This is a genomic window from Dechloromonas sp. ZY10 (assembly GCF_041378895.1).
GTDB classification, from domain to species: Bacteria; Pseudomonadota; Gammaproteobacteria; order Burkholderiales; family Rhodocyclaceae; genus Azonexus; species Azonexus aquae.
This window is the reverse complement of the sequence record NZ_CP144212.1, coordinates 2,965,239-2,981,328: the sequence shown is the minus strand read 5'-3', so window position 1 is coordinate 2,981,328 and position 16,090 is coordinate 2,965,239. Positions and strand designations below refer to the sequence as shown.

15 protein-coding genes are annotated in these 16,090 nt (G+C 62.0%); 2 read left to right on the top strand and 13 right to left on the bottom strand.

The features are described 5' to 3' along the window. Nucleotides 1-14: 14 nt before the first annotated feature. The gene (gene plsY, locus VX159_RS13615) at nt 15-611 is read right to left on the bottom strand and encodes a glycerol-3-phosphate 1-O-acyltransferase PlsY (RefSeq protein WP_371323426.1); all 597 of its coding nucleotides are present in this window, start codon (nt 609-611) and stop codon (nt 15-17) included. 106 nt (nt 612-717) lie between these two features. Here plsY and VX159_RS13610 point away from each other — a divergent pair, with 106 nt between their 5' ends. Next, the gene (locus VX159_RS13610) at nt 718-1,068 is read left to right on the top strand and encodes a dihydroneopterin aldolase (protein ID WP_290896996.1); all 351 of its coding nucleotides are present in this window, start codon (nt 718-720) and stop codon (nt 1,066-1,068) included. Nucleotides 1,069-1,159: 91 nt separating this feature from the next. Here VX159_RS13610 and VX159_RS13605 read toward each other — a convergent pair whose 3' ends face one another. The 9 genes from VX159_RS13605 to VX159_RS13565 all read right to left on the bottom strand — a co-directional run bounded on the left by VX159_RS13605 (nt 1,160) and on the right by VX159_RS13565 (nt 11,021). Further along, complete coding sequence (locus VX159_RS13605; protein WP_371323425.1) at nt 1,160-1,600, bottom strand: cyclic nucleotide-binding/CBS domain-containing protein; 441 nt, start codon at nt 1,598-1,600, stop codon at nt 1,160-1,162. A gap of 202 nt (nt 1,601-1,802) precedes the next feature. Next, the gene (locus VX159_RS13600) at nt 1,803-2,690 is read right to left on the bottom strand and encodes a ZIP family metal transporter (RefSeq protein ID WP_371323424.1); all 888 of its coding nucleotides are present in this window, start codon (nt 2,688-2,690) and stop codon (nt 1,803-1,805) included. Between the two features lie 195 nt (nt 2,691-2,885). Beyond that, the gene (gene ybaK / locus VX159_RS13595; RefSeq protein ID WP_371323423.1) at nt 2,886-3,377 is read right to left on the bottom strand and encodes a Cys-tRNA(Pro) deacylase; all 492 of its coding nucleotides are present in this window, start codon (nt 3,375-3,377) and stop codon (nt 2,886-2,888) included. 66 nt (nt 3,378-3,443) lie between these two features. Then, nucleotides 3,444-6,107 (bottom strand): ATP-binding protein, encoded by a 2,664-nt coding sequence (locus VX159_RS13590; RefSeq protein ID WP_371323422.1) that lies wholly within the window; start codon nt 6,105-6,107, stop codon nt 3,444-3,446. Next, the gene (locus VX159_RS13585; RefSeq protein WP_371323421.1) at nt 6,104-7,210 is read right to left on the bottom strand and encodes an ABC transporter substrate-binding protein; all 1,107 of its coding nucleotides are present in this window, start codon (nt 7,208-7,210) and stop codon (nt 6,104-6,106) included. Before VX159_RS13585 ends, VX159_RS13590 begins: the two co-directional genes overlap by 4 nt. A gap of 110 nt (nt 7,211-7,320) precedes the next feature. Further along, the gene (gene xerD, locus VX159_RS13580) at nt 7,321-8,229 is read right to left on the bottom strand and encodes a site-specific tyrosine recombinase XerD (protein ID WP_371323420.1); all 909 of its coding nucleotides are present in this window, start codon (nt 8,227-8,229) and stop codon (nt 7,321-7,323) included. Next, a complete protein-coding gene (locus VX159_RS13575; protein ID WP_371323419.1) occupies nt 8,207-8,713 on the bottom strand; it encodes a methylated-DNA--[protein]-cysteine S-methyltransferase in 507 nt (168 codons plus the stop codon). The genes xerD and VX159_RS13575 overlap by 23 nt, the downstream gene beginning before the upstream one ends. After that, the gene (locus tag VX159_RS13570; RefSeq protein WP_371323418.1) at nt 8,694-9,743 is read right to left on the bottom strand and encodes a GGDEF domain-containing protein; all 1,050 of its coding nucleotides are present in this window, start codon (nt 9,741-9,743) and stop codon (nt 8,694-8,696) included. Before VX159_RS13570 ends, VX159_RS13575 begins: the two co-directional genes overlap by 20 nt. A 21-nt stretch (nt 9,744-9,764) precedes the next feature. After that, nucleotides 9,765-11,021, bottom strand: a complete 1,257-nt coding sequence (locus VX159_RS13565) for a glutamate-5-semialdehyde dehydrogenase (RefSeq protein ID WP_371323417.1) — start codon at nt 11,019-11,021, stop codon at nt 9,765-9,767. A 110-nt stretch (nt 11,022-11,131) separates the two neighbouring features. Here VX159_RS13565 and VX159_RS13560 point away from each other — a divergent pair, with 110 nt between their 5' ends. Then, the gene (locus VX159_RS13560; protein WP_371323416.1) at nt 11,132-11,389 is read left to right on the top strand and encodes a hypothetical protein; all 258 of its coding nucleotides are present in this window, start codon (nt 11,132-11,134) and stop codon (nt 11,387-11,389) included. Here VX159_RS13560 and VX159_RS13555 read toward each other — a convergent pair. The 3 genes from VX159_RS13555 to VX159_RS13545 are packed head-to-tail and all read right to left on the bottom strand — an operon-like array spanning nt 11,386 to nt 16,084. After that, nucleotides 11,386-13,335: an ATP-binding protein gene (locus tag VX159_RS13555; protein ID WP_371323415.1), complete on the bottom strand. Its 1,950-nt coding sequence runs from the start codon at nt 13,333-13,335 to the stop codon at nt 11,386-11,388. The genes VX159_RS13560 and VX159_RS13555 overlap by 4 nt on opposite strands. Further along, on the bottom strand, nt 13,332-13,856 hold the full coding sequence (locus VX159_RS13550) for a YfiR family protein (RefSeq protein ID WP_371323414.1): 525 nt from the start codon (nt 13,854-13,856) through the stop codon (nt 13,332-13,334). The genes VX159_RS13555 and VX159_RS13550 overlap by 4 nt, the downstream gene beginning before the upstream one ends. Nucleotides 13,857-13,858: 2 nt before the next feature. Then, nucleotides 13,859-16,084, bottom strand: a complete 2,226-nt coding sequence (locus VX159_RS13545; RefSeq protein ID WP_371323413.1) for a TonB-dependent receptor plug domain-containing protein — start codon at nt 16,082-16,084, stop codon at nt 13,859-13,861. Nucleotides 16,085-16,090: the final 6 nt, after the last annotated feature.

Below are 16,090 nucleotides of genomic sequence, written 5' to 3'. Positions count from 1 at the left end.
AATGCAGTGTGCGATCAGCCTTTTTTCTTGCTGCCGATCTTCGTTTCCTGGCCGGCGAGCAGGCGCTGGATGTTTTGCCAATGCTTGCCGATCAGCGCCATGCCAAGGACGCCAACGATTACCGTCTGGGTGCTGGCGCCGTGCATCAGTGCTGAATAAAGCGGCGCGGCAGCCGCAGCGCAGAGCGCGGCAAGAGAGGAGTAGCGCGAAACGTAGGCGACCAGCAGCCAGGTGCCGACGGTCGCCAGACCGAGCAGCGGGTCGAGCGCGAGCAGCACGCCGGCGGCGGTGGCAACGCCCTTGCCGCCCTTGAACTTGAGAAAGACCGGGTAAAGGTGGCCGAGGAAGACGGCGAGCGCAACCAGGGCAATCTGGCTGTCGCTCATTCCGGCCTGTTGCGCGACGATGACGGCGAGGGTGCCTTTGAGCGCATCGCCGATCAGCGTCAGCAATGCGGCTTTCTTGTTGCCGCTGCGCAGCACGTTGGTTGCGCCGGGGTTGCCCGAGCCGTAGCTGCGCGGATCGGCGAGGCCGAACAGCGTTGACGAAAGCATCGCAAAGGGGACGGAGCCGAGCAGGTAGGCGGCGACGAGGGCGAGGGCGGTTTGCATGGTGGGCGGGTATTGTTCTGATCTTGGGGTGGGTTGGCCTTGCCCTGAGGTACAGGCAGGGTACAATCGCGCCGAATTTTACACCTCGACCACGGTCGACTGCCTCATGGACATCATTTTCATCGAAGAAATGCGCGCCGAGACCTGGATCGGCATTTACCCGCGCGAAAAGGCCATGCCGCAGACGGTCGAGATCAGCCTGCACATCGGTGTCTCGACCACCTCGGCCGGGGCCAGCGACGACATCCGCGATACCGTCGATTACGCAGTGGTGGTCGAGCGCCTGCGCCAGGACCTGGCGGCGGCGCATTTCAACCTGCTGGAAAAGCTGACCGAGCACATTGCCACCTATTTGCTGGAAAACTTCGCCGCGCAATGGGTACGTGTTTCGGTCGCCAAGCTGGGGATGATGCCCGGAGTCAAGCGCGTTGGCGTGACCATCGAGCGTTCGGTCTAAGCGCCGGCTGGGTGGCGGGCAGAAAAAGGCGCCGGGCATTTTTGGCCCGGCGGCGGGTCGACCGTGACAGGCGGCATCGCCGCCCACGCACTTACAGGATTTCGCTCAAGGCTTCGCGCTGCTCAAGTTCATTGCGAAAATCGAACAGTTCGAGGCCCAGCGCATCGCGGGCCGAGATCACGCCAATCGGACGGCCATCGGCAATCACCACCGGCAGATGGCGGAAGCCGCCTTCATGCATCAGGTGCAGCGCGTGGCCAAATAGCCTGTCCGGGCCGATGCTTTCCGGGTTGCAGGTCATCACCGTCCCAACCGGGGTGGTGCTGGCATCGAGACCGGCGGCGAGGACCTTGAAGGTCAGGTCACGCTCGGTGCAGATGCCCAGCAGCCGGCCGTCGTCGGGCGCTACAACCAGTACCGCGCCACTGCGATTGTCACGCATGTGGGCGGCGACAGCGCGAACGCTTTTTTCCGGGGTGGAGGTCAGGAAGGAGCGTCCTTCGATGATCTTGATCACGGCACGGTGCGGCATGGTGAGTCTCCTGTCGGTGGGTGGATATGAACTATCGACGCCTGACCCCGGCCAAGGTTCGTGAATTATTTGTGAACTGTCCCTTCGCTAAATCCGGAATCTTCCCGGGGCTGGCCGGCTGGAGTCCTGTGCTGTTTTCCCCGCCCGCTCGGGATGGTGCCCGCAACCTGGCGAAGTCTGAATTCGGGCGGCGGTACTCAGGCTAAAACAGGCTGCTCAACCAGGTCATCGCGGCAAAACCGCAGAGCAATCCGAAGTTGCCGGTACGTGCCCGGCCACCGGCTTGCGCCGCCGGGACCAGTTCGTGTCCGACTACCCAGAACATCGCGCCAGCCGCAGCGGACAGGGCCAGCGGCAGGGCCGCGCCGGCGAGGCTGGCAGCAATCACTCCGACCAGGCCGCCCAGCGGTTCGATCAGACCAGTGGCAAGCGCCAGTCCGGCTGCCCGCCAAGGGCTGGCACCCAGTGCCAGCAGGGTGCTGGCAACGATCCAGCCTTCCGGGATGTTCTGCAGGGCGATCCCGAGGCTGATTCCATGGTCGGCGCCAGCGGCTGCGGCTACTCCGACGGCGAGGCCTTCCGGCAGGTTATGCAAGGCAATCGCGGCAACGATCAGGCCGGCGTTGGGCACGCGCGCCCGCTGCAGGGGGGGCGCTTGCTGCGGTTCGATATGGGTATGCGGCAGACGGCGGTCAAAATGCTGCATCCCGGCAGCCCCGGCCAGCAGGGCGAGTGCGACGGCGGCACCGGCAAAGCCGGGACGCGAGGCTGCGGCAACCATTTCGAGCGCCGGAACCAGCAGCGAAAAGACGCTGGCAGCAAGCATCATCCCCCCGGCCACGCCGAGTAGCAGTGCCGGCGAGCTGGCTGCCGGACGGCGGAGAAAGAACAAGGGCAGGGCCCCGATTCCTGTGGCCAGCCCGGCGAACAGGCTGGCCTGCAGGCCAGCTGCAGCTTGCGGATGCGCTGTCAGCCAGGCTGCTATGCCGGCTCCAAGGTGAGTTACGGCGACCAGGCTGAGCGCAAGTCCGATCCACAGATGGCGGCGGTTAGCCGGGCGGGTGTAGTGTTGCAGAACGATCTGGCTCATGATGGCTCTCCTTGGATGAAGAGACTTTACGGGTCGGCGTCAAATAGCGCCAATCAATTTATGGAATAAATTCGATTGTTATTGCTAATCGGCTAGGCGTTGCGGAGCACCGCTTGGGCAGGGCCACGCTTTACGAGCACCTCCGGTAATCGTTGCCCGGCTTGCATCTGCCACGTTGGTGGCGAGGCTAGGGGCTTAGTCGGCCAGCGCTGCTGCGACCACTTTGGGCGCCAGCGTACGCACGATGTCGTGCGGATGCACGCCGACCAGATAGCCGCGGCGACCGCCGTTGATATAGATCAGCGGCAGGTCAAGGATGCCTTTTTCCAGATATACGGGCATCGCCTTTTTGGTCCCGAACGGGCTGGTGCCTCCAACCAGGTAGCCACTGTGGCGATTTGCGACTTCCGGCTTGCACGGTTCAATTTTTTTGCAACCGATCTGGCGGGCCAGTTCCTTGGTTGAAACCTTGCAGTCGCCGTGCATCAGCACGATCAGTGGCTTGCCGTTCTCGTCTTCAAAAATCAGCGTCTTGACTACCGCGTGCTCATCGACATTCAGTTCACGTGCCGAAACCCGGGTTCCGCCGTGTTCTTCGTAAGCGTAAAGATGGCTGGAATAGGGCACCTTGTGGGCTTTGAGGAATTTGGTCGCTGGGGTTTCGGGGGCGTGATCCGGCTTGCTCATGACGCTGCTTCGGTGAAAAAAGAAAACGGAGGGTGATTATCGCGCTGCCGGCTTTTATTTTCACGGTCAACCGGAAAACGGAGTGTTTTTGCTTTGCCCTTCGCTTTCCAGAATTCCAAGCAGTAACTGGTAGAAGGCAGCCGGATCAATCGGTTTGGCGATGAAGTGGGTCATGCCGGCGGCGAAACAGCGCTGGCGGTCCTCGCTGAAGGCATTGGCGGTCATGGCCACGATCGGTGTGTGGCGATGTTGTGGCAATGCGCGAATGCGCTGAGTGGCGCCAAGTCCGTCGAGTTGCGGCATCTGCATGTCCATCAGGATCAGGTCGTAGGCCTGATCGGTGGCACGGGCTACAGCCTCCAGTCCATCGCCGGCAAGGTCGGCACCAAGGCCGACATCGGCCAGCAGCATCAGGCCGATTTCACGATTGATCGGTTCGTCGTCGACCAGCAGCACCCGGCAGGCCGGTGCCAGCGCGCGGAGCGCCGCTTCGATTTCCTCGGGCGGGGTGCCGGGAGCTTCGGTTTCTGCCGGGGCCAGTGCCAGCCGAACCTCAAGCCAGAAGTGGCTGCCTGCGCCGGGAACGCTGCTGACACCGGCCGTGCCGCCCATCGCTTCGGCGAAGCGGGCCGCGATTGCCAAGCCCAGTCCGGTGCCACCGTAACGGCGGGTGGTCGAACTGTCGGCCTGTTCAAAGGGTTGGAATAGCCGGGCCTGTACCTCCGGTGCAATGCCAATGCCGGTATCGCGGACGCTGCAGCGCAATTGCAGGTGGTCAGCTTCGCGGGTGAGGATTTCTGCACTGAGGGCGACCTCGCCTTGCTCGGTGAACTTGATCGCGTTGCCGGCAAAGTTGAGCAGTGCCTGTTGCAGCCTGGTCGGGTCTCCGAGCAGCCGGGGGAGTCGCGGTGGCAACTGGTAGTGCAGGTGCAGTCCTTTCTCCAGGGCTTTTTCATTGAGCATCGAGCAGATGTTGGCGAAGATCATTTCCAGCCGGAATGGCTGGCTTTCGAGCTGCATTTTGCCGGCTTCAATCTTCGACAGATCGAGCACCATATTGATGATTTCGAGCAGATGGCGGCTGGCCGCCTCCAGTTTGTCGAGGCGGGCGGCTTGCTCGGGTGGCAAGCCGCCCCGGCGGATCAGGTGGGCCATGCCGCCGATTGCATTGAGCGGGGTGCGAATCTCATGGCTGATGTTGGCCAGAAAAGCGCTCTTTGCCCGATTGGCCGCTTCGGCGGCTTCCTTGGCTTGCGACAGCGCTGCGGTACGCTCGGCGACACGAGCTTCCAGACTAGTGTTGAGCAGTCGCAATTCCTGTTCGATGCGGCGGAGTTCGCTGATGTCTTCAAGGACCCAGATCAGGTAGCGTCGGCCACTGATTTCGAATAACTGGGCGGCTACCTTACAGCGCAGGCGGTCGCCGTTTTTGCTGCGGAGTATGGTTTCTACGCTGCTGTGCCCGTCGAGTACCGTGGCAAGGACCTGGCTGCGGATTTCCGGCGATTCCCAGATGCCGATTTCAAGCCCGGTACGACCGATCACCTCGGCGCGCGTATGACCGAATTGCGCGATCCAGGCGTTGTTGACATCCGCAATCCGTGCATCGTCTCCAAGATTGGAAAAAAGCAGCGGAATCGGCGAGGCGTTGAAAATGGCCAGGAATTTTTGCTCGCGTTCGCTGAGGCTGGCAGCCATTCGCCCAATATCGGCCGAAAGATGGTTGAACTCGATAATCTGGCCGCGCGGCCAGTCGCCGTTGCTTTCGCCCTGTGCCACCGCGTGCGTCTGGCTGACAATGCGCTGCAAGGGGCGCTGCAGTCGGGCGGCACCGTACAGCGCGGTGGCGGTACCAATGAGGAGCGAAACCAGGAAGCCGCCACAGACAATCAGCACCGTCATCCGGATTTCCGGATTGTTCAGCCCTGCGGGCAGACGCGCAACGAAGGACCAGCCAAGGGTTTGCGAACGGGCTCCGCCAACGTAATGGGCGTTGCCATCGAAATCGAACTGACGCGGCAGGGTTTGTTCGTTGAGGATCGCCTGAAGCAGCGGCGACGAATAAAAATTGAGGCCCCGGGTCTGTTCCGATTCGGTATCGGCGAGCAGGTCGCCGCGTTGATCGATCACCCAGATTGCCCGGGATTCGGTGCCAAGATTGAATTTGACAATATCCAGCAAGTAGGCGAGCGGGATTTCGCCGATCAGGATCCGGCCATCCGGCAGCGGCCGGCCGAGGCCAATGGTGACGGCACCGGTCAGTGCCGACAGGTATTTGCCGCTCCAGACGGCCTGCCCTTTTTGGCGTACTTCCCGAAACAGGGCGACGGCAGCCAGGTCGCTGCCGATTACTTCGGCTTGCAGATGGCGGTAGGCGGGGGCCAGACCAGCACCTTCGACCTTGCCGCGCGGTGATACCAGATACAGCGCCCGGAAGGTCTGGCCCGGGCCGACGGCACGTTCAAGCAATGAACTGGATTCGCCGCGGGGCGGCAAAGCCAGCCCGAGCATCGCCAGTTGTTCCTGCAGCGAACCAAGCTGCAGTTCGATTCGTGCCGCCAGATCGCGGGCATTACCCTCGGCCCGGGTGCGGATTTCCTCTTCGAGCTGGGGAATCCGCGTCAGCAGAAAAGCTGAGGCGACCAAGGCGAAGCTGAGCACCGAGGTGAGTGTCAGGAGGGTGGCCAGATAGCTGGACAAACGCCATTCGCGAAGCCGGGAGCGGATCATTGTAGTTGCTTGAACTGGCCGTTGCGGATTTCGGTGAAATAGACCTGGCGACTGGCATCGCCCCAGGCATCAAAGCGGATTTCCTGCTGCAGGCCGGTATAGGGGCCGCTACCGAGCAGGGCGCTTTTCATGGTTTGTCCAGGCTGGCGCTTGCGCAGGGCGCTGAAGACGATGTTGGCTGTGTCGAAGGCGAGTGGCGAAAAGGAGCCGTACTCGCGCTGGAAGCGCTGCCGGTAGGCCTGGCGGAAGGTTTCAAAAGCACCGTTGTCGTTGCGGTTGTAAGCATGGGCAATGAGCAGGCCTTCGACCGCCTCGCCGCCCATTTCGACCAGGAACTCACCGGAGGCGGCCCATTCGGTAGAGCTCAGCGGCAATTGCGGTGCCAGTCGACGAGCTTGCTGGCAGAGGCGGGCGGTGTCGAGCGAACTGGCGACGAACAGCAGCGCATCGGGACGGCTTCGCAGCATTTCCTTGATCACGCCGGCAAAGCCGGTCTGGGCCGACGATGCGAAGGCGACGGCAGCGCTGACCTGGCCGCCCAGGGCAGTGAATTTGTCGCGGAACGCCGCGACCCAGGTATGCGAGTAAGGTCCATTGCTGGTGTCGTAGGCCAGCGCGGTGCGGCGGGCACCGCGGCCAAACAGGATTTCGGCGTGGTGTTCCGCAGCCGTGCGGGTGCTGCGGTTGACACGGAAGAACTGATCGTCGAGGCCGACGAAGTCGGGGGCGGCGACGGTCGGGCTGATCAGTGTCAGTCCGGCTTCATTCATCAGCGGTACGACGACTGTCGCCATCGAACTGGTGACCGGACCGATCACGATTTCCGGTTTCAGTGCGATCAACTCGCGGGCAGCGCGGGCAGCTTGTTCGCGATTTTGCCCGTCGTCGCGGATAACCAGTTCGAGCATGCGGCCATTGATACCGCCGGCGGCATTTTGTTGTTCAACGGCAAGAATCACCCCGTTGCGCACGCTTTCGCCAAAGTCCGAGCCGCGGTCGGAGAGACCGGCAATCAGGCCGATCATCAGCGGTTCCTGGCGGCCGCAGGCAGACAGGCCGGCGATTAGCAGCAGCAACAGCCATTTGCAGATGTAAACGGGCATCGCACCATCCTCCCTGGTCCAGCTTGTGGCTTGAGTGTACTCCCCACTGCGGGTCTCGGTGCGGGCATTTTTACAAAACTGCCGATGCCTGGCCCAACGGCGGTCCGGTATCAGCCGCGCGGGTGGTGGCTGGCGTGTAGCGATTTGAGCCGTTCGCGGGCAACGTGGGTGTAAATCTGGGTGGTCGAGATGTCGGCGTGGCCGAGCAGAAGCTGGACGACGCGCAGATCGGCGCCATGGTTGAGCAGATGCGTGGCGAAGGCGTGCCGCAACACATGCGGCGATAGGCGCTCGGGCGGGATACCGGCAGTCAGCGCGTAGCGTTTGACCAATTGCCAGAAGGCCTGGCGGGTCATTGCATGACCTCGGCCGGTGACGAACAGTGCGTCATCCTGGCGGCCGGCGAGAATTTCTCCGCGTGCCTCGTTTTGATAGCGGGTGATCCATTCAGTGGCGAGTTCGCCCAGTGGGGTCAGGCGGTCTTTGCCGCCTTTGCCGGTGACGCGGACGACGCCATCGTTGAGGCTGATTTCGAAGAGCTTGAGATTTACCAGTTCGGAAACCCGCAGGCCTGTTGCGTAAATGGTTTCCAGCATCGCCCGGTCACGCAGGCCGAGCGGTGTGCCGGTATCCGGGGCTGCCAGCAGCGCTTCGACCTGCCCTTCGCTCAAGGTCTTGGGCAAGCGGGATGCTCGCGCCGGGTTGCTCAGTTGCCGGGTCGGGTCCTGGCGCAGGCGGCCACGGCTGATTTGCCAGCGATAAAAACGCCGTAGTGTCGACAAGTAGCGAGCTTGCGAACTGGTGCGGGTGCTACGCGAGAGTTCGGCGACGAAGCCGATCAGCGTCGTCTCGCTGGCATCGAGCAGGCGTTCGCTGGCATTTTCGGCGAGCCAGCCGGCCAGGTGCTTGAGGTCGGAGCGATAGCTGGCGAGCGTTGCCCGCGACAGGCCATCTTCAAGCCAGAGACCGTCGCAGAAGCGGTCGATCTCGTCGAGTTCAGTCGCAGGTGGCGCCTTCATGTCTGAGCAGCCAGCGTTTGATGTCGAGCAGGAATCCACCACCTTGGCGGTTGAAGCCGCCGAGTCCGCCATGGGCGGCGAGTACGCGGTGGCAGGGGATAAGCAACGGGAAGGGGTTGGCACCACAAGCCTGGCCGACAGCACGCGGTGCATTTTTAAGGTTTTTTGCCAGTTGACCGTAGCTCCGGGTCTGCCCCAGCGGGATTTCCGAAATTTCCTGCCAGACGCGGCGCTGAAAGGGGGTGCCTTGTGCCAGCAAGGGAAGTGAAAACGGGCTGGCCGGGTCGTCCAGCCAGGCTTCGAGTTGCCGGGCAGCTTCGGCGGCTAGCGGTCGGTCGGGCACCTGGGCGGGTTGTGGAGAGAGAAATTCAATCAGGTGCAGGCTATCGTCGTCGCAGCGCACGCCGAGGGCAAAACCGGGGGCGGCGACAATCGCCTGCCAGCCAGTGGCCGGAGTTTTGGAGTCAGAACAGCGTGACGTCATCGTGGAGCAGCGGGGTGCAGACCTCGCCTTGGGCGAGCAGGGTTTCGTAACGGTTGACCTGGTTGCGGCCGTGCTGTTTGCCGTGGTACAGCGCATGGTCGGCGCGTCCGAGGGCGACCGAGGCCTGGTCATCGGGGTGGAGCTGGGTATAGCCGATGCTCAACGTGATTTGCCCGACTTGCGGGATTGGATTTTGTTCGACCGTCGCCCGCAGGCGTTCAAGCAGGCGGGCAACATCGTTCTCTCCGATTTGCTGGATCACAATCACGAATTCCTCGCCGCCGAAGCGGAACAGCTTGTCGGTACGGCGGCACAGCCGGCGCATCAGCCGGGCAACCTGAATCAGCACCTCATCGCCGAAGAGGTGGCCGTACTGGTCGTTGATCCGCTTGAAATGGTCAATGTCGAGGATCGCCAGCCAGCTGTTGCCAACGCTGTCCTCCGGGTGTCGCTGTTCGTTGTCGCGGGGCGGTAGCAGAGGCGTATTCAGCAGGATGCGCTCAAGGCTGTCGTCAAAGGTCTTGCGGTTGAGCAGTCCGGTCAGCGAATCGTGCTGGCTGTAGTTGAGCAGTTGGAGGTAGTTGCGGTAGAGCCCGAGCATGCCGTGGATCATCTGCAACTGGCGCATGCTCAGTGCCCGGCTGCAGCGGATTTCGATACAGGCCAGCAGGCGATTGTCGGCGACGACCGGGAACCAGCAGCAGTGCATGCTGCGCCGTCCTTCCTGCTGGATTTCGGTATGGAAGACATGCAGGCTGATCGCCCGTTGCATGGCTTCCGGGAGGGTTTCCGGCTCGCACAAGTATTCGTTGTGGTCCTGTTCGACACCGTTGCAACTGGCCGTCTGCGTAATGTGCAGGAGTTCGTCGTCGATATCCGTACGGTAGAGTTGGACGTTGACCCGCCGCCGGCCGCGACCAAGCATGCTGGTCAACGAACTGACCAGCCCGCAGTCGAGCATCGCATGATCGCGATGGCTGGTCAGGCGCTCCGCATGCTGCAGCGATTCGGTAGCGGGGATTGGAGGCATGCGGACGCGGTTGGTGTCGACTCAGGCGCGAACGTGTCCGTCGCCGAGTACGATCCACTTTTCGCTGGTCAGGCCTTCAAGACCGACCGGTCCGCGAGCATGGATCTTGTCGGTCGAAATTCCGATCTCGGCACCGAGGCCGTATTCGAAACCGTCGGCAAAGCGGGTTGAGGCATTGATCATTACCGAACTGGAGTCGACTTCGCGCAGGAAACGCATCGCTTTCGAATGGTCCTGGGTGACGATGGCTTCCGAGTGGTGCGATGAATACTGATTGATGTGCGCGACGGCCTCATCGAAGCCATCGACCACCTTGACCGAAATGATCGGGGCCAGAAACTCGGTGTAGTAATCCTCTTCGCTGGCTGCCTGCGCGTTGGGGACCAGCGCGCAGGTTTCAGCGCAGCCGCGGATTTCGACGCCCTTGCCGGTGAGCATGGCGGCAATCGCCGGCAACTGGGCCGCAGCGATACTGCGGTCGATCAGCAGCGATTCGGCGGTGTTGCAGGTGCCGTAGCGCTGAGTCTTGGCATTCTCGACAATCTTCAGCGCCTTGGCCGGGTCGGCGTCGGTTTCGATATAGACGTGGCAGTTGCCGTCCAGGTGCTGGATCATCGGCACGCGGGCTTCGGCCAGCAGGCGGGCGATCAGGCCCTTGCCGCCGCGCGGGACGATGACATCGACGAACTCGCGCATGGTGATCAGTTCGCCGACGGCGGCGCGGTCGGTGGTGTTGATCACCTGCACGCATTCGGCGGGGAGGCCGGCGGCTTGCAGGCCTTCCTGAACCAGGGCGGCGATCGCACGGTTGCTGTTGATGGCTTCCGAACCACCGCGCAGGATGGCGGCATTGCCGGACTTCAGGCACAGCGCAGCCGCATCGGCGGTCACGTTGGGGCGGGCTTCGTAGATGATGCCGATGACGCCGAGCGGCGCGCGCATCTTGCCAACCTGGATGCCGGACGGACGGAATTTGATGTCGCGGATTTCACCGACCGGGTCGGGTAGCTTGGCCACTTGTTCGACGCCTTCGGCCATCGACTCCACGCCCTTTTCGGACAGGGTCAGGCGATCCAGCATGGCCGGCTCCAGTCCGTTGGCGCGGGCGGCGTCGAGATCCAGCCGGTTAGCGGCCACAAGGGCGGCTTTTTCGCGACGGATGGCGCTGGCGATGTGCATCAGCGCGGCATTCTTTTCAGCGGTCGTGGCCATCGTCAGGCGGCGCGAAGCGGCCCGTGCCTGGCGGCCCACGGTCTGCATGTAGTCTTGGATGTTCATGTTATTGCACGAAACTAAAGCTTCATTATAACGAGCAAATATACTGGGAACTTCTGTAAGCAGGTAAACTCTTAGCCCTGAGTTCAAAAGGGTTTTCCATCGAGGATGAGATGGCTGAAAAATTGATTCTGCCGACCGAGGTCAAGGTTTGTGCGACCTGCAGTTACTGGGACGGCGAACGTCGGGTTGATCCCGAAATGCAGGTGGTGGTGGTTTCCGAGACCTGCCAGGGCGAGTGCTTGGCTCAGGAAGAGCAAAAGCCGGCTTTGCTGGACGCGCCGCGTCACGATTGCGATTGCATCTGGGAGGATTTGGCGCCGGATGCGGTCGACGCTGCCCAGCCTTCGGTCGAGACCGATCCAGTCTAGGCGTCCGGCGGTAGCCAGCGGGCCAGTGCGGCATACAGGTCGGCGGGCACGATGGGCTTGACCAGGTGCTCGTTCATCCCGGCCGCGCGGCTTTCCTCGCGGTCTTCACTCATCGCGTGCGCAGTCATGGCAATGATCGGGAGGGTGGCGCAACGAGGGATTGCCCGCAGCTTGCGGGTGGCCGTCAAGCCATCCATGACTGGCATCTGGATGTCCATCAGGACCAGATCGATGGCCGGCGGATCGCTCTGCAGTAGACGGTCGACAGCTTCTGCCCCGTTGACCGCGATTTCGACCTGGACGCCGACTTTTTTCAGCAGAGCTTCGGCGATCTTGCGGTTAAGCGCTACGTCTTCGACCAGCAGGATGCGCCGCGTTGCCCAATTCGGCAGTGCCGCCTCCGGCGCGTACTTTACTGCTGAACCCGGGAAGGCAGCCGGACTCACCTGATCAACCACGGTCAACCGGGCGCTGAAGGAAAAAGTGCTGCCTGTGCCGGGAGTGCTGGCGAGATGGATTTCTCCGTCCATCAGTTCAGCCAGTTGCCGACAGATTGCCAGTCCCAGTCCGGTGCCGCCAAAGCGGCGGGTGATGCTGTTGTCCGCCTGGGTGAACGGCGAAAAGAGTTGGGCCTGGCTTTCTGCCGGAATCCCGATGCCGGTGTCGCGGACCGCGAATTCAAGCCGGATTTGCGATCCACTGCACGGCTCCAGGCAGCGGATCGATACGGAAATTTCACCGGTTTCGGTAAATTTGAGGGCATTGCTGACCAGATTGATCAGAATCTGCCCGAGGCGTAGCGGGTCCCCCTGCAGCACGGGGGGGACATCCGGCGCAACCGAAATGTTCAGGGTAATGCCCTTTTCCCGTGCTTTACTGGCAAAGATGCTGCGCAATGACTGCAGCACCTTGTCCAGCGGGAAAATGGTTTTTTCCAGCGTCAGGCGCCCGGCTTCGATTTTTGAATAGTCGAGGACATCATTGAGAATCCCGAGCAGAGCATCCGACGAGTGGACAATCTGCTCGACGTGTTCGCGTTGCGATTCGGGTAATTCGCTTTCAAGCACCATTCGCGAGAGGCCGACGATGGCGTTCATTGGGGTCCGGATTTCGTGACTCATCCGGGCCAGGAAAGCCGATTTGGCCTGGCTGGCTTCGCGCGCCTCGCGGGTCGCCTGTTGCAATGCGGCGGTTCGCTGTTCAACCAGTTTTTCCAGGTCTTCCCGGTAGCGTGCCAACTCGCCGTCCCGTACCTGCAGGCGCTCGAGCATGCCATTAAAGGCGTGTCCGAGACGGCCGATTTCGTCGGATGACTCCACTTTGACTCGCTCGGCCAGCGAACCGCGTTCCGAGATGCTGGCGACGATCTGGTTGAGGTGTTCGATGGGGGCGGTCAGGCGGCGGAGTACGAAACGGGTCAGGATCAGTGCCGCAACCAGTGCCGCCAGCAGCAACAGCAGGGTTTCCACCCGGGTTTCGGCGATTGTCCGATGGTAAGGGGCGAGGGAAACCAGCAGTTCGACATGGGCCGTGGGGGCTTCGCCTGGAGTCAGGATCAGGGGTTCGCGGACAAACAGGTAGTCGTTACCAAACTGGGTGTCGAGCAGGCTGTCCGGGAATTCGACCGGAGTCGCAGCCGGCTGCTGATAGGCGGCCCAGGTACGCCCCCCGATCAGGACCCGTCCGGCAACTATTCCGGGATTGGCGGCCAGTGAGTCGAGCAGGTTGTTGGCTTCGCGAGCATCAATGAATGCAACGGCGGCATGCAGATTGGTGGCCAGCAGCTTGGCCTGGGCGTGCAGCGATTCGCTCCACTGGGTTTGCAGCAGGCGTTGTTGCTGGGTCTGCACCAAGGCAAAAACCAGTAGCACGATCAGCACCAGGAACGAGAAGGAGAGCGCAACCAGCTTGTTGTGCAGGCTGCTGCCGATGCGGCCGAAGTTCATTCAACCCCCCGTGCCAGGCGCAGTAGCTGGGTGTTGAATTCAAACCCCTGTTTCTGGGCGTTGCGTCGGTTGACCAGGATCGCTACCCGCTCGCCCTCGAGCGGCAGTTCGATCATGCCGCCCTGGCGGGCAAAGCCGGGGATGTCCGAAACTGTTACCACGCGCCGTTGCTCGGCCCGTTGCAACCAGCGCTCAAGCGCTGGCTGTTCGCTGCGGGCAATGAAAATCAGGTGGCAGCCGACCGGATCGCTGCCGGCACTGCGAACCTCGGCGCCGGCATTGCCGGCGATCTGGGTGAGGGCGTTGCCAAAGGGATTACTGCCGGCGATGCAAAGCGTCGGAGTCGGGCCGGGCTTTTCGCCGCCTGGCCAATAGACGAACTGGCTGAGGCGGTAAAACAGCATGGCCTTCATTCCATATTCGGGAATATCGGCGGCGGTGACGGCCGGCGACAACGGCACGATCCCGGCCAGGCCGCAGATCAGACCGATGCTTCGCAGACGGGATGCCACCGTGCGCATTGTCAGAACCGGTACTCGATGCTGCCGACGGCGGTACGAGGTTGCTGTGGAACCTGCAACAGGACCGAGCTTGAGGCCGAGGTATGGGCGGCGTAGTAACGCTCGTCAGTGAGATTGTAGAAATCAAGGTAAAACGACAGATTATCGCTGCCCAGCTTGTGCATCGCGAGATGCAGGCTCAAGCTGCGGTAAGCATCGGTTTTGATCCGTTCCTGCGAGGTAGCGCTCAACTCCTTGCCGGTATTGGTTTCGCCAATCCATTGCAGGCGGGGGGTAATGGTCAGCCAGTCCTGATAGCGGAAGGTTACCCCCAGCTTGACTTTGTGCTGGGCGATATTGATCTGTTCGCGCTCAATGCTGCCGGTGCGCTCTCGGGTATAGCCGCGGACGTAGCTGTAGCTACCCCAGAGGTCGGCGCTCCAGCCGTGGCCGAGCGAGGTCTTCCACTGAGGGATCAGGTCAATGCCCCAGTAGCGGTCGTTGCCGGAGTTGGCTTTGGTGGTGCTGCTGCACAGGATTGCTCCGGGGATGTACTGGTTGGCGCCAAGGAAGCGGTTGGCATCGAAGGGGCAAGGGGTGGTGGAGTCGCCGCTTTGTGTGGTGATCACCTGTTCGACCCGGGCGCTGTAAGCGTTGGCAATCAGGTTGAAGTCGCTGCGTGGGCGCCAGTCCCAGGTGAGCGACAGGTTTTTCGATTTTTCTGGCTGCAGCGCAGTATTGGGGGCACGGAAGCCGGTACCCCGGTAGGGACTGCCGGCTTGGGCCGGGAAACTGCCGAAGGCGCTGTAGACGTCTTCCGGCGCTGGTGCCCGGAAGGCCTCGCCGTAGAGGAGTTTCAGGTAATTGCCGGGAGCTGGCCGCCAGACGGCTCCGATGCGTGGATTCAGGGTGCCACCGTAGGTCGAGTAGAGGTCGCGCCGGGTGCCGAGCATGGTGGAAAAGTGCTCGCTCCAGCGTGCTTGCCATTGCAGATAAGCGGACCAGCTGCTGTAGCGGGCTTGAGGATTTTGCAACCGCAGGTTGGTGTTGGAGTAAACATAGCCCTGATTGGACGGGCCGGTCGAAGTATTGTAGGGGCCGGGAAGATCCGGCGTTTCAATGGCGTAATAATCCTTGTACCCGAAGCCGGCCTGCAGGTCATGCTGGCTGTTCAGTTGCCAGTTCAGGTTTTGTTCGATGCCCCGGCGGCGGGCGTAGGAGTAGTCGTAGCCATTGTTCTGGAAATTGGTGGTGCGATTGATGTAGCGGGTGCGCGGGTCGATTTCGTAAGTCGAGTGGTCGATCACGGTTTCGGCCTTGAGGCCCGGTGCCAGCTCCGTGCGATATTTGCCGTACCAGGTCTCGATGGTGGTATCGAAAAACACATTCGAGAGGTAGAAGGTGGCGGCCGGTGCATCGCCATTACTGCTCAGGTTGCGAAAGCGGTTGCGATAGAAGCCCAGCGTTACCCGGTCTTCGTAATCCAGGCGTGCGTACTGGCTCTGACTGGAAATGTCGCCCACGTAGTGCTCGCGCTGGGCCGCCGGCACACCTCCGGCGGTTAGCTTGGGATAGCTGTCGGGGTAATACTTGTCGAGCGGTGCGCGGTCGCTCGATTGCTGGTGGGCGCTTGCGGTCAAGGTAAAGCCGGGGAGTGGCGAGCCGCCGACCAGGAAGCTGTCTTCGCGGGTGCCGAAGCTGCCAAAACCGACGCTGGCGCGGCCATGCAGTGCTTCCGCTGCTTTGTCGGTGATGATGTTGATCACGCCGGCGAAAGCGTCGGCGCCGTAAAGGGCGGCGGCCGGGCCGTAGAGGACTTCAACCTGCTTGGCGAAATGCAGCGAAAAATTTTCCGCAACCGGAATCTTGCCGCCGGCGGGATGGTCGATGCGAACGCCGTCGAGCAGGATCAGCAGCTTGTTGTTCGACAGGTGCCCCTGGAAAGCAAAGTGGTTGTACTGCGCCGAGCGGGTGCCGCGCTGGAAGTCCACGCCGGGCAGGTCCTCGAGCAGGTCGGCCAGGTTTTTGTAGCGGCGCTCACGAATCTGCTCGCGGGTGTAGACCATGATGTGCGCCGGGGTTTGCTGACGTGACTCCTGCTTCCGCGATGCGGTCACCACCGGGGTCGCCATCAGTTCGTCAAGCGTCAGCGGTAGTAGTTCGTTGAGGCCTGGGTTGCCTGCCGACCAGGCGGGCAGGCTGAGCAGGGCCAACAAGGCAGCAAGCTGTCCGGTGCGAAGCGTATGCATGGTTTT

Bases quoted from the DNA above. Each gene is read 5' to 3' on its own strand.
- plsY (WP_371323426.1), bottom strand. From the start codon at position 611: ATGCAAACCGCCCTCGCCCTCGTCGCCGCCTACCTGCTCGGCTCCGTC.
- VX159_RS13610 (WP_290896996.1), top strand. From the start codon at position 718: ATGGACATCATTTTCATCGAAGAAATGCGCGCCGAGACCTGGATCGGC.
- VX159_RS13605 (WP_371323425.1), bottom strand. From the start codon at position 1,600: ATGCCGCACCGTGCCGTGATCAAGATCATCGAAGGACGCTCCTTCCTG.
- VX159_RS13600 (WP_371323424.1), bottom strand. From the start codon at position 2,690: ATGAGCCAGATCGTTCTGCAACACTACACCCGCCCGGCTAACCGCCGC.
- ybaK (WP_371323423.1), bottom strand. From the start codon at position 3,377: ATGAGCAAGCCGGATCACGCCCCCGAAACCCCAGCGACCAAATTCCTC.
- VX159_RS13590 (WP_371323422.1), bottom strand. From the start codon at position 6,107: ATGATCCGCTCCCGGCTTCGCGAATGGCGTTTGTCCAGCTATCTGGCC.
- VX159_RS13585 (WP_371323421.1), bottom strand. From the start codon at position 7,210: ATGCCCGTTTACATCTGCAAATGGCTGTTGCTGCTGCTAATCGCCGGC.
- xerD (WP_371323420.1), bottom strand. From the start codon at position 8,229: ATGAAGGCGCCACCTGCGACTGAACTCGACGAGATCGACCGCTTCTGC.
- VX159_RS13575 (WP_371323419.1), bottom strand. From the start codon at position 8,713: ATGACGTCACGCTGTTCTGACTCCAAAACTCCGGCCACTGGCTGGCAG.
- VX159_RS13570 (WP_371323418.1), bottom strand. From the start codon at position 9,743: ATGCCTCCAATCCCCGCTACCGAATCGCTGCAGCATGCGGAGCGCCTG.
- VX159_RS13565 (WP_371323417.1), bottom strand. From the start codon at position 11,021: ATGAACATCCAAGACTACATGCAGACCGTGGGCCGCCAGGCACGGGCC.
- VX159_RS13560 (WP_371323416.1), top strand. From the start codon at position 11,132: ATGGCTGAAAAATTGATTCTGCCGACCGAGGTCAAGGTTTGTGCGACC.
- VX159_RS13555 (WP_371323415.1), bottom strand. From the start codon at position 13,335: ATGAACTTCGGCCGCATCGGCAGCAGCCTGCACAACAAGCTGGTTGCG.
- VX159_RS13550 (WP_371323414.1), bottom strand. From the start codon at position 13,856: ATGCGCACGGTGGCATCCCGTCTGCGAAGCATCGGTCTGATCTGCGGC.
- VX159_RS13545 (WP_371323413.1), bottom strand. From the start codon at position 16,084: ATGCATACGCTTCGCACCGGACAGCTTGCTGCCTTGTTGGCCCTGCTC.